The sequence below is a fragment of the Pseudomonas sp. MF6394 genome, from assembly GCF_002018845.1.
In the GTDB taxonomy this organism is placed as follows: domain Bacteria; phylum Pseudomonadota; class Gammaproteobacteria; order Pseudomonadales; family Pseudomonadaceae; genus Aquipseudomonas; species Aquipseudomonas lactis.
Map to the genome: position 1 here is coordinate 122669 of NZ_MVOJ01000009.1, position 12747 is coordinate 135415.

The window sequence follows — 12747 nt, forward strand, 5'->3', positions numbered from 1 at the left end:
AAAAGAGGAAACACAGCCGCGCACCTTAGCCGACGGGGCGTGCAGGTGGAAGCATCGGATTGAATATAGCCCGTGAGGAAAAGTTCCCCTTTTTCGCAAAAAAGAGATGTTATATTGTAACTTTACTTAACAACCTTTTTGCCTAGGAATATCCGATGTCGCTGCCTTCTCTCTGGCGCTTGTCGCCCCTCGCCGCCGCCCTGTTGATCAGCTCCCAGGCCCATGCCCTGGAACTGCCACCCCAAGTGGTCACCGGCAATCCGCTGGGCAGCGAACAGCTGGCCTCGCCCACCACCGTGCTGGAAGGCGACGACCTGACCCTGCAACAAAAAGGCAGCCTCGGTGAAACCCTGAACAAGCAGCCGGGCGTGTCGTCTTCGTACTTTGGCCCAGGGGCCAGCCGCCCGATCATTCGTGGCCAGGATGGCGATCGTATTCGCATCCTGCGCAACGGTGTGGGGGCGCTGGACGCCTCGTCGCTGTCCTACGACCACGCGGTGCCGCTGGACCCGATCAACGTTGACCGCATTGAAATCGTGCGGGGCCCGGCCGCCCTGCTGTATGGCGGCAGCGCCATCGGTGGGGTGGTCAATACCTTCGACAATCGCATCCCCACCGAGGCCATCGAGGGCATCCATGGCGCTGGCGAGTTGCGCTACGGCGGCGCCGACACCACCCGCAGCAGCGCAGGCAAGCTGGAAGCCGGCAACGGCACCTTCGCCTTGCATCTGGACGCCAATGCGCGCGAGTTCAACGACCTGAAAATCCCAGGCTATGCGCGCAGCCGGCATGCACCGGAGAGCGAAAATGGCCCCGGCAAAAACGGGCGCCTGGGCAACAGCAATGGGCGTCAGGACGGCGGTGCGGTAGGCGGCTCCTACACCTGGGACGATGGTTATGCCGGGCTGTCCTATAGCAATTACGACAGTAACTACGGCTCACCCGCCGAGCAGGATGTGCGCATCCGCATGAAACAGGACCACTACGCCTTTGCATCCGAGTTCCGCAACCTGCAAGGGCCGTTTACCTCGGTGAAACTCGACGCCGGCTACACCGACTACGAGCATCGCGAAATCGAAGGCGGCGAAACCGGCACCACCTTCAAGAACAAAGGCTATGAAGCGCGGGTAGAAGCGCGTCACCAGCCGATTGGCCCGTTCGATGGCGTGGTCGGCGCCCAAGTGACCCGCAACGAGTTCTCGGCCTTGGGCGAAGAAGCCTTCGTACCGCAGACCGACACCAACGCCGGCGCGCTGTTTGTCCTCGAAGAAATGCAAGCCACCGAGCGCCTCAAACTCAGCCTCGGCGCACGCCTGGAACACACCAGCGTCGACCCGAACGCCAAAGGCAACGAGCGCTTTGCCAATGCCGATAAAAGCAGTAACTTCACCGCCGGCAGCCTGTCATCTGGCGCGGTGTACACCCTCACGCCGATCTGGTCCCTGGCCGCCACCCTGGGCTACACCGAACGTGCGCCGACCTTCTACGAGCTGTACGCCAACGGCGCCCACGTCGCTACCGGTACCTATGAGTTGGGCGATGCCAACCTGAAGAAGGAAAAGGCCGTGTCCAGCGACCTGGCCCTGCGCTTTGACAACGGCACCCACAAGGGCAGCTTCGGCGTGTTCTATAGCCACTTCTCCAATTACATCGGCTTGTTGGGCACGGGTCGTACCCTGAACGATGAAGGCGAAGAGGACGCGGGCGGTATTCCCGAGTATGAATATTCTGGCGTGCGCGCACGTTTCGCCGGCTTCGAAGCCCAGGATCACTGGACGCTCGGCGAAGGCGCCTACGGCAAGTTTGCGCTGGAACTGTCGGGCGACTACACCCGCGCCACCAACCTGGACACCGGCGAAGCCTTGCCGCGCATTGCGCCCCTGCGCATGAGCAGCGGCCTGTTGTGGGAACTGGATCGCTGGCAGGCGCGTATCGACGTGGAACATGCCGCAGGCCAAGGGCGTGTGCCGGATAACGAAAGCGGCACCGACGGCTACACCACCCTCGGCGCCAGCGCGGGGTATCGCTTCAATGTGGGCGGCAGCCAGTGGCTGGCGTTCGTCAACGGTGAAAACCTGACCAACCAGACCGTGCGCTATGCCAGCTCGATTCTGCGCGACATCGCGCCGGCGCCGGGGCGCAGTGTGCAGTTCGGCATCCGCACCACTTTCTAACCGTCACCTCACCCCCCTGTAGGAGCGAGCTTGCTCGCGAAAAACGCCAACGATAACGCGCGCTTCCTGAATAAACGCGGCGCCTGTGAGTTTTTCGCGAGCAAGCTCGCTCCTACAGAGATAGAGCCTGCCATCAGGCTATTTTTGCAGCGACTATCTGTCACTGTTACCAAAACTGAAATGATGCATCTTGCGATTCACCCTTTCTCAAAACGCCCCGCCGCATTATCCTTCGCAACAATCTGAAACGCTTCACCTCCGGGTCGATCCCATTTGCCGAATTTCCCTGCACGCAAAGACAGCGCTGTCTTAAACCGACCTGCGCTGGGGAATCTGTTGCCCGCCTGTGGATAACCCGGTTATCCACAGAAAAACCCGAAAATAACGATGAACCAAGCCCGTGCCGAATCGTCATCTACAGTGAAGCACGGGGTTACATAATTATTCCAACGTCACGGAGAAACACACTATGAGCACTGATGGTGCTTCAAGCCCAAGCCGCCTGCTGCCCAGGCTGCTAGGCGTCTTGCTGCTGATCATGGGGCTGGCCTTGCTGGCTGGCGGCGTCAAGCTGAGCATGCTCGGCGGGTCGCTGTACTACCTGCTCGCCGGTATCGGCATCACCCTGACCGGCGTGTTGCTGCTGGCCACCCGCCGCGCTGCGCTGGGCTTGTACGCACTGGTGTTGTTCGCAAGCACCGTGTGGGCACTGTGGGAAGTCGGCCTGGACTGGTGGCAGTTGGTACCGCGCCTGGCCCTGCTGTTCGCCCTGGGCATCGTCATGTTGCTGCCATGGTTTCGTCGTCCGTTGCTGCGTGGCCAGGCCGCGCCGCTGGGCACTGGCGCGCTGAGCGTGGCCGTGGTGCTGGCGGGCGCTACTGCCCTGGCCAGCCAATTCACCAACCCAGGTGAAATGGTCAAGACCGGCCAACTGGACCGCGACGCGGTACCGGGCATGGCCAGTGCTGCGCCGACTCAAGCCGATGGCGACTGGAATTCCTATGGCCGTTCGGCCTTCGGTGACCGTTACTCGCCACTGGCACAGATCACCCCGGAAAACGCCCACAAGCTGGTGCCGGCGTGGACCTATCGCACTGGCGACATCCCTGGCCCAGGCGACCCCGGTGAAACCACTGCGGAAAACACCCCGCTGAAAGTCAACGGCATGCTGTATGTGTGCACACCGCACAGCCAAGTGATTGCCCTGGACCCGGACACCGGCAAGGAAATCTGGCGTTTCGACCCGAAGATCACCACCCAGGGTGCTGAGAGCTTCAAAGGTTGGGCGCACATGACCTGCCGTGGCGTGTCGTACCACGATGACGCTGCCTACGCTTCCGAGCAAAGCCCGACTGGCACAGCCAGCCCGGCCGCCGCACCGAACGCGTGCCCGAAACGCATCTTCGTGCCGACCGCAGACACCCGTCTGATCGCCCTGAACGCCGACACCGGCAAGATGTGCGAAGACTTCGGTGACAAAGGCCAGGTCGACCTGCGTGCCAACATCGGCAGCTTCGCCCCAGGCGGTTACTACTCCACCTCGCCACCGGCCGTGACCAAGAACCTGGTCGTGATCGGCGGTCACGTGACCGACAACGTTTCCATCGACGAGCCAAGCGGCGTGATCCGCGCGTTCGACGTGCACACCGGCAAGCTGGTGTGGAACTGGGACAGCGGCAACCCGGACGACACCACCCCGTTGGCCGAAGGCAAGACCTACACCCGCAACTCGCCGAACATGTGGTCCATGTTCGCCGTGGATGAAAAACTCGGCATGCTCTACCTGCCGATGGGCAACCAGATGCCCGACCAGTACGGCGGCGACCGTACCGATGATTCCGAGAAGTACGCCGCGGGCCTGACCGCCCTGGACATCGACACCGGCCACGTGAAGTGGACCTTCCAGTTCACCCACCACGACCTGTGGGACATGGACGTGGGCGGCCAGCCTTCGCTGATCGACATCAAGACCGCTGCGGGCGTGAAGCAGGCCGTGATGGCGTCGACCAAGCAAGGCAGCATCTACGTGCTCGACCGTGCCACTGGCCAGCCCGTGGTGCCGGTCAATGAAATCCCGGTGCCACAGGGCGCAGTGGCGGGCGACCGCACCTCCCCTACCCAACCCAAGTCCGACCTGAACTTCATGCCGCCGCCGTTGAAAGAACGCGACATGTGGGGCGTGACACCGTTCGACCAGATGCTGTGCCGGATCGACTTCAAATCCATGCGCTACGACGGCCCGTTCACGCCGCCGTCCCTGCAAGGTTCGATCGTGTACCCAGGCAACTTCGGCGTGTTCGACTGGGGCGGCATCTCGGTTGACCCAGTGCGCCAGATCGCCTTCGTGAACCCAAGCTACATGGCGTTCAAATCCAAGCTGATCCCGGCGGCCGACATCGCCAAGCAAGGCCCACGCGTCAGCGAAACCGAAGGCGTGCAGCCGAACAAAGGCGCGCCGTATGGTGTGATCCTTGAGGCGTTGCTGTCGCCGATGGGCCTGCCGTGCCAGGCACCGGCCTGGGGCTACGTAGCCGCGGTCGACCTGACCACCCACCAGACCATCTGGATGCACAAGAACGGCACCGTGCGTGACAGCTCGCCGGTTCCAATCCCACTGACCATGGGCGTGCCTAGCCTGGGCGGTACGTTCACCACCGCCGGTGGCGTCGCGTTCCTCAGCGGCACCCTGGACCAGTACCTGCGTGCCTATGACGTGAAAAACGGCAAGCAACTGTGGGAAGGCCGCCTGCCTGCAGGCGCGCAAACCACCCCGATGACCTACACCGGCAAGGACGGCAAGCAATACGTGCTGGTCATGGCGGGCGGTCACGGTTCCCTGGGCACCAAGCAGGGTGATTATGTTATGGCGTTCAAACTGCCGGATTAAGTAGCACTGGCGGTATAAAAGGCGGCTGCCCCGAATGGGCAGCCGCTTTTTTTTGCCTGTCGAAAATGCCCCGGCGGTTTCCCCTCTGCCCTTTAAAGCTAATTTAGTGCGCACGCCCCGCGTAATACAAAAGGCGTACGGATAAAACTTTAAAGGGAGCTTCACTGCATGACGGACCATGTCGCTACAAAACCGATTCTTTCCACCCCCACAAAAATCCTGGAACTTGAACACCTCACTACTGCAAGTTTGAAAAAACTCATCAGTGGCGAAGTGCTTGCCATTCGGGTACCTGAATTTGCCAACGCAACCACCCGCGCACGGTTGATTCAGGCCATCGACGACACCGCCACCCTGGAACACTACGGCCATGAAACCTACGAGGAGGGCCGCGTCGTTCAGCACTTCTATGGTGTGCATCGCTGGGGCACCCCGTTCAACTCCACGTACGGCAAGGCCGCCGGCAGTGATGCCCAAGAAAAGTATTATGCTGACGCGGCGCGTATGCGCGGCCTTATTGACAGCCTCTGTGCGCCGCAAAAGCCGCCCATTCAACAGCTGATGGAACAATTCCAGGCGCTCTGGCCGCAAGGTGCAACAGCCGCTGCGTTCCAGGGCCAACCGATGTTTTGCGGGATCATCCGCGTCATGTTCCCAGAGACGGCGCACCTCTCGGAAACGGTGCCCCATGTGGATTGCCTGCCCCGCACAATCGCTGAACTGCAGCATCAATTCAGCGCCAATATCTATCTTGAAACGCCGCCTTCGGGAGGCGAGTTGATCATCTGGGATACCCAAGCCTTTAGCTATGACCAGGTCCAGCGCTTCGAGGGTGCCCAACTGCCGGAACAGTGTTTACAAAAACCGCTGCGCATCCGCCCACGCCAGAACGAACTGGTGCTGATCAATACCCGCCGCCCCCATGCCATCTGCGGGTTCGATTCGGGAAAACGCGTCAGCATGCAGTCGTTTATCGGCTATACCCCCGGTGAACCGTTTTACTTCTGGTGCTAATACTTTTATTGCTCGTGCACATGGACGTTTATCTATGACCCCCGAAGAATTCCGCCAACATGGCTATGCCATGATCGACCTGATTGCAGATTACCGACAGAACATCGAACAACGCGGCGTGCAGCCCACCACCCAACCTGGCGAGATCAAAGCCGCCCTGCCGGTCAGCCCGCCTGACACCGCCGAACCCTTCGAACAGATCATGGGCGACGTCGAAAAACTGATCATGCCCGGCTTGCTGCATTGGCAGCATCCCAGTTTCTTCGGGTTCTTCCCTTCCAATGTGGAACTGTCCTCAGTGCTGGGCGATTGCCTAAGCACCGGCCTGGGTGTGATTGGGTTGTCCTGGCAATCCAGCCCGGCCCTCACCGAAATCGAGGAAGTCACCACCGACTGGCTGCGCGACATGCTCGGCCTGGGCAGCTCATGGAGCGGTGTGATCCAGGACTCTGCGTCCACCTCCACGCTGGTGGCGCTTATCAGCGCCCGGGAACGCAGCTCCGATTACGCGCTGATGCACAACGGCCTGCAAAACAGCGGCGCGCCCCTGATCGTCTACACCTCAGCCCATGCCCACAGCTCAGTCAACAAAGCGGCGATCCTGGCCGGGTTCGGCCAGAACCATATCCGCACCATCGCTACCGATGCACACAATGCAATGTCGCCCCAGGCACTGGCGCAGGCCATCGAACAGGACCTGGCCGCCGGCAACACGCCCTGCGTGGTGATCGCCACCACCGGTACCACGGCCGCCATGGCGATCGACCCGCTGGCAGCCATTGGCGACCTCACCCAACGCTACGGCCTGTGGCTGCACGTGGACTCGGCCATGGCTGGCGCGGCAATGATCCTGCCGGAATGCCGGGCCCTGTGGGATGGCATCGAAAAGGCCGACTCGCTGGTGCTCAACCCGCACAAATGGCTGGGCGCGGCTTTCGATTGCTCGGTGTACTTCGTGCGCGACCCCGAGCATTTGATTCGCATCATGACCACCAACCCGAGCTACCTGCAGTCCAGCGCAGACGGCCAAGTGCGAAACTACCGTGACTGGCGGATCTCCCTGGGCAGCCGCTTTCGCGCCTTGAAGTTGTGGTTTCTGATACGCGAGCAAGGCGTCAGCGGCCTGCAAGCGCGGCTGCGGCGAGACCTGGCCAATGCGCGCTGGCTGGCAGAGCAGATCGAAGCCACTGAGCACTGGACACTGGTGGCCACGCCCGCCTTGCAAACCCTGTGCATTCGCCATGAACCGCCGGGGTTGGAAGGCCAGGCGCTGGATACTCACACCCGAGCCTGGGCAGAAAAACTCAACCAGTCAGGCGATGCCTACGTCACCCCCGCGATCCTCGATGAGCGCTGGATGGTGCGGGTGTCTATCGGTGCACTGGGCACCGAACGCCAGCATGTCGAACGGTTGTGGGCGCGATTGCAAACCCTGGTTTAAGTGGGCACCCGTTCACGCCGCATCCACCGCTCGAACGCCATGGCATTGAGCGGACGGCTGATCAGGTAGCCTTGGGCGGTGTCGCAGTTCCAGCGTTTGAGCAAGGTGAGGCTGTGCTCGAACTCCACGCCCTCGGCCACCACCTTGAGCCCCAGGCTATGGCTCATCTCGATGGTGGAACGCACGATCACGCCGTCGCCGCTGGTGCTGTCGAGGTTGCGTATAAAGGACTGGTCGATCTTCAGTTCTTGCACCGGCAGGCGCTGCAATTGCGCAAGGGAGGAGTAACCGGTGCCGAAATCATCCACCGACAGGCTGATCCCGCAGTTGCGCAACTGCTCCAGCACGCTGAGGGCCTGCTGCGGGTTGTGCATGATGGCGCTCTCGGTGATTTCAAAAATCAAATGCTCGGCGCCCACGTGGTATTGGGCCAATAGCGCGGTAACGCGAATGGCCAAGTCGTCATCGGCCAAGTCGTTCACCGAGATATTCACCGACAGTTGGATAACCAGCCCACGCTGCGCCCATTCGGCAATCTGGCGGATGGCTTCCTCGATCACCCACAGCGTCAGCGCGCCCATGCTGCCGGTGCGTTCGGCCAGGGGAATGAACTCTGCGGGGGACACTTGCCCCAGCGTCGGGTGTTGCCAGCGCAGCAAGGCTTCGGCCTGGCTCACGTTCCCGTGCCGCAGGTCGAGCTTGGGCTGGTAGCACAGGAACAACTCGCCTTCGATCACGGCGCGGCGCAGGTCGCGAATCAGGGTGATCTGGCGTTGGTAGGCGAGGTCGCGGTCCGGTTGGTAGATTTGCAAATGCCCCGGGAGGTTGGCCGCGTCGTGCCGGGCGATGGCCGCGCGGTTGATCAATTCTTCCACCTGCTGCCCGTCAGCAGGGTACGCGGCGATGCCGATGCTCACCTCATGGCGCACTTCGTCATTGCCGATGCGCAGGGGTTCGGTCAACGCCCCATGCAGTTGGTCGGCGCGGGCCACGGCGCAGTCGATCTCGGTGTTTTCCAGCAACAACAGAAACTCACTGCCGGCGATGCGCGCCGCGGTGTCGCTGGCCAACAGGCTGCTGGACAAGCAGCGGCTGGCCTCGCACAACATGTGCTCGACACCTTCGGGGCCAAACCCTTCGTTGATGAGCCGATAGTTTTCAATGCCTACGTACAGCAATACCACCGGCCGCCTCGCGCTGATCGCACTGCCCAGGCGCTCCATGGCCAGGGCGCGGTTGGGCAGGCCGGTGAGCGGATCATGCAAGGCATTGTGGGCCAGTTGCCGCTCACGCAGGGCGATGCCGCTTTGCATGGCATTGAACGCACGCGCCAGCAGGCCGAACTCGTCGTGGCTACGCACCCGCACCGGGGTGCGGTAGTCACCGGCCCCGATCCGTTCAGCGGCTTGCACCAGCGCATTGAGCGGGCGTGACACGCGCCGCGCCAGGAATAACGCCACCGCCAGGGACACCAGCAGCACCGCCAGGGCAATCCCCATGAACTGCCGGTCCAGCGGCGCGAAGGATTCCAGCGCATGGTCCAGCGGGCTTTGCAGCAATACGCGCACTTCATCGCCTTCGCCGCTGTTGGCCAACGGCAACACCTGGCTGAGCACACGCTGGCCATGAAACAGCTGGATCTTCGCCTCGGGATCGACCTGCGTGCCATGCAAGAGGCTGATGATGCTTGGGCGCCAATTGCCAGGGTGGGTGGTGAACAGCTGACCGAGATGGCCGTCCTGCACGCTGAGAAACGACACCTCCAGGTTGCTCATGGAACGCAGTTCATGGGCAAATTGCGTGTCCATGGGAAAGCCCATGACCACGCGGGCGATAGGCACAGGCCCGAGCACATCCTTTTGCACCAGCAAATAGGGGCGCCCGGCCATGGCGACGATCAACATTTGCTGGCCGCTGCGCCGCGCCTTGCGCAAGGCATTGGCATACGGGAACAGCTGGCCGCGCGTCTGCACTAGCAGAGTACTGACCATGACCCGGTCATCCAGGCCCAGCACCACCACTTCGCTGGAACTGACCCCGGTACCATGGGTGCCCAGCGCCTCCAGGATAGGCACCGTGCGGCCACCGGCCACCGCCTGCTTGAACGGCCCATCGGCGGTGAGCCAGTCCAACCCGTACTGCAAGCGCCGCCCGCGCAGGTCCAGCAGGCGCTCGAACACCTGCCGCCCCGTGTTCAGCTGCACGTCGGCCTGGTTCTCCACCGCGCGCGTGGTGGCGGCCTTCACGGCAAAATAGGTGGCGGCCACGACCACCAGCAACAACAGCGCCAGCACCCCGGCGATGCGGGTCTGAAACGTGTGGCGCCAGCGCATGGCCGCACCCTCGGGCCGTGCTCGTCGCTCTTGGCCGTGCTTTTCTGATGTCATACGCGTCCCTGCCGACTGCTAACCGGCGTCAAAAAAACATCCTTTTTTATGGGGGATTTTATTACAGCAGGTTAGCTGGGACTGGGGATAAGTAAACCCAATAAAAGCTGGGCTTCGCTGTCACATTATTGACGATCATTTCGAAAAGCAGAGGCATAAAGCACATTGACCGCGCCTCTCCCGTTATTTCATGCAAATTGTTGCTAACGACGCCGCCCCATTGAAACCACCGCAACCCCGCCCCATCTAACCTGCATACTTACTGATGCAGGTGCCCCATGAGCGACCAGCAAGAATTTCCAGATTACGACCTCAACGATTACGCCGACCCCGAAAACGCTGAAACCCCCTCGTCCAATACTGGCCTGGCGCTGCCTGGGCAAAACCTGCCGGACAAGGTCTACATCATCCCGATCCACAACCGGCCGTTTTTCCCGGCCCAAGTGTTGCCGGTGATCGTCAATGAAGAACCCTGGGCCGAAACCCTGGAGTTGGTGAGCAAATCCGACCACCATTCCCTTGCGCTGTTTTTCATGGACACACCGCCCGAAGACCCACGGCACTTCGACACCTCGGCCCTGCCGCTGTACGGCACCCTGGTGAAGGTGCACCACGCCAGCCGCGAGAACGGCAAGCTGCAGTTCGTGGCCCAGGGCCTGACCCGCGTGCGCATCAAGACCTGGCTCAAGCACCACCGCCCACCGTACCTGGTGGAAGTCGAATACCCGCACCAGCCCAGCGAGCCGACCGATGAGGTCAAGGCCTACGGCATGGCGCTGATCAATGCGATCAAGGAACTGCTGCCCCTCAACCCGCTGTACAGCGAAGAGTTGAAGAACTACCTCAACCGCTTCAGCCCCAACGACCCGTCGCCGCTCACCGACTTCGCCGCCGCCCTCACCTCGGCCACCGGTAACGAGCTGCAGGAAGTGCTGGACTGCGTGCCCATGCTCAAGCGCATGGAAAAAGTGCTGCCGATGCTGCGCAAAGAGGTGGAAGTCGCGCGCCTGCAAAAAGAACTCTCCGCCGAAGTGAACCGCAAGATCGGCGAGCACCAGCGTGAATTCTTCCTCAAGGAACAACTCAAGGTCATCCAGCAGGAGCTGGGCCTGACCAAGGACGACCGCAGCGCCGACGTCGAACAGTTCGAACAGCGCCTGCAAGGCAAGGTGTTGCCGGCCCAGGCACAGAAGCGCATTGATGAAGAACTGAACAAACTGTCGATCCTGGAAACCGGTTCGCCGGAATATGCCGTCACGCGCAATTATCTGGACTGGGCCACCTCGGTGCCGTGGGGCGTGTACGGCGCAGACAAGCTCGACCTCAAGCACGCGCGCAAGGTGCTGGACAAGCACCATGCGGGCCTGGATGACATCAAGAGCCGCATCCTCGAATTCCTCGCCGTGGGCGCCTACAAGGGCGAAGTCGCCGGTTCCATCGTGCTGCTGGTGGGCCCGCCGGGCGTGGGCAAGACCAGTGTGGGCAAGTCCATCGCCGAATCCCTGGGGCGGCCGTTCTATCGCTTCAGTGTCGGCGGCATGCGCGACGAGGCCGAGATCAAGGGCCACCGCCGCACCTACATCGGCGCCCTACCCGGCAAGCTGGTGCAGGCGCTGAAAGACGTGGAAGTGATGAACCCGGTGATCATGCTCGACGAGATCGACAAGATGGGCCAGAGCTTCCAGGGCGACCCGGCGTCGGCGCTGCTGGAAACCCTGGACCCGGAGCAGAACGTCGAATTCCTCGACCACTATCTGGACCTGCGCCTGGACCTGTCCAAAGTGCTATTCGTGTGCACCGCCAACACCCTGGACTCGATCCCGGGCCCATTGCTGGACCGCATGGAAGTGATTCGCCTGTCGGGCTATATCACCGAAGAAAAAGTCGCCATCGCCAAGCGTCACCTGTGGCCCAAGCAATTGGAAAAAGCTGGCGTGGCCAAAAACAGCCTGACCATCAGCGACGGCGCCTTGCGCGCCTTGATCGACGGTTATGCGCGAGAGGCCGGCGTGCGGCAGTTGGAGAAGCAACTGGGCAAGCTGGTGCGCAAGGCGGTGGTCAAGCTGCTGGATGAGCCGGACTCGGTGATCAAGATCGGCAACAAAGATTTGGAAAGCTCCCTGGGCACGCCCGTGTTCCGTAACGAGCAAGTGCTGTCCGGCACCGGCGTGATTACCGGCCTGGCCTGGACCAGCATGGGCGGCGCCACCTTGCCGATTGAAGCGACGCGCATCCACACGCTCAACCGTGGCTTCAAGCTCACCGGGCAGTTGGGTGAGGTAATGAAAGAGTCCGCCGAAATCGCCTACAGCTACATCAGTTCAAACCTGAAGTCGTTTGGCGGCGATGCGAAGTTCTTCGATGAAGCCTTCGTGCACTTGCACGTACCAGAAGGCGCCACCCCCAAAGACGGCCCGAGTGCCGGCGTGACCATGGCCAGTGCGTTGCTGTCCCTGGCCCGCAACCAACCGCCGAAAAAAGGCGTGGCGATGACTGGCGAACTGACGTTGACCGGGCATGTACTGCCGATTGGCGGGGTGCGCGAGAAGGTGATTGCCGCGCGGCGCCAGAAGATCCACGAGTTGATCTTGCCGGAGCCCAACCGTGGCAGCTTTGAGGAGTTGCCGGATTATTTGAAGGAAGGGATGACGGTGCACTTTGCCAAGCGGTTTGCGGATGTGGCGAAGGTGCTCTTCTGACGGTTATGTAGTGCCTGAGCTGGCCCTTTCGCGAGCAAGCCCGCTCCCACATTTGGTCGCATTCCAAATGTGGGAGCGGGCTTGCTCGCGAAGAGGCCAGCCGGATCAACGCAAAACCCCGCCTTGTCACACCTTGTCTCATCTT

General features: G+C 61.6%; 7 protein-coding genes. 6 read left to right on the forward strand and 1 reads right to left on the reverse strand.

The features are described 5' to 3' along the window. The first annotated feature begins 155 nt into the window (after window positions 1–155). The 5 genes from MF6394_RS12090 to MF6394_RS12110 all read left to right on the forward strand — a co-directional run bounded on the left by MF6394_RS12090 (window position 156) and on the right by MF6394_RS12110 (window position 7516). A complete protein-coding gene (locus tag MF6394_RS12090; protein WP_078466743.1) occupies window positions 156–2174 on the forward strand; it encodes a TonB-dependent receptor in 2019 nt (672 codons plus the stop codon). Window positions 2175–2204: 30 nt separating this feature from the next. Beyond that, window positions 2205–2420 (forward strand): hypothetical protein, encoded by a 216-nt coding sequence (locus MF6394_RS34135; RefSeq protein WP_034127998.1) that lies wholly within the window; start codon window positions 2205–2207, stop codon window positions 2418–2420. 223 nt (window positions 2421–2643) lie between these two features. After that, window positions 2644–5061, forward strand: a complete 2418-nt coding sequence (locus MF6394_RS12100) for a glucose/quinate/shikimate family membrane-bound PQQ-dependent dehydrogenase (RefSeq protein ID WP_044272077.1) — start codon at window positions 2644–2646, stop codon at window positions 5059–5061. Window positions 5062–5229: 168 nt separating this feature from the next. Further along, on the forward strand, window positions 5230–6075 hold the full coding sequence (locus MF6394_RS12105) for a 2OG-Fe(II) oxygenase (protein ID WP_078466744.1): 846 nt from the start codon (window positions 5230–5232) through the stop codon (window positions 6073–6075). 34 nt (window positions 6076–6109) lie between these two features. Continuing rightward, window positions 6110–7516 (forward strand): pyridoxal phosphate-dependent decarboxylase family protein, encoded by a 1407-nt coding sequence (locus MF6394_RS12110; protein ID WP_078466745.1) that lies wholly within the window; start codon window positions 6110–6112, stop codon window positions 7514–7516. Here the strand turns inward: MF6394_RS12110 and MF6394_RS12115 are convergent. Beyond that, window positions 7513–9849, reverse strand: coding sequence for a putative bifunctional diguanylate cyclase/phosphodiesterase (locus tag MF6394_RS12115; RefSeq protein WP_047712671.1), 2337 nt, complete (start codon window positions 9847–9849; stop codon window positions 7513–7515). The genes MF6394_RS12110 and MF6394_RS12115 overlap by 4 nt on opposite strands. Window positions 9850–10181: 332 nt before the next feature. Between MF6394_RS12115 and lon the strand changes: the two genes are divergently transcribed. Continuing rightward, complete coding sequence (gene lon / locus MF6394_RS12120) at window positions 10182–12602, forward strand: endopeptidase La (RefSeq protein ID WP_047712670.1); 2421 nt, start codon at window positions 10182–10184, stop codon at window positions 12600–12602. Window positions 12603–12747 lie beyond the last annotated feature (145 nt).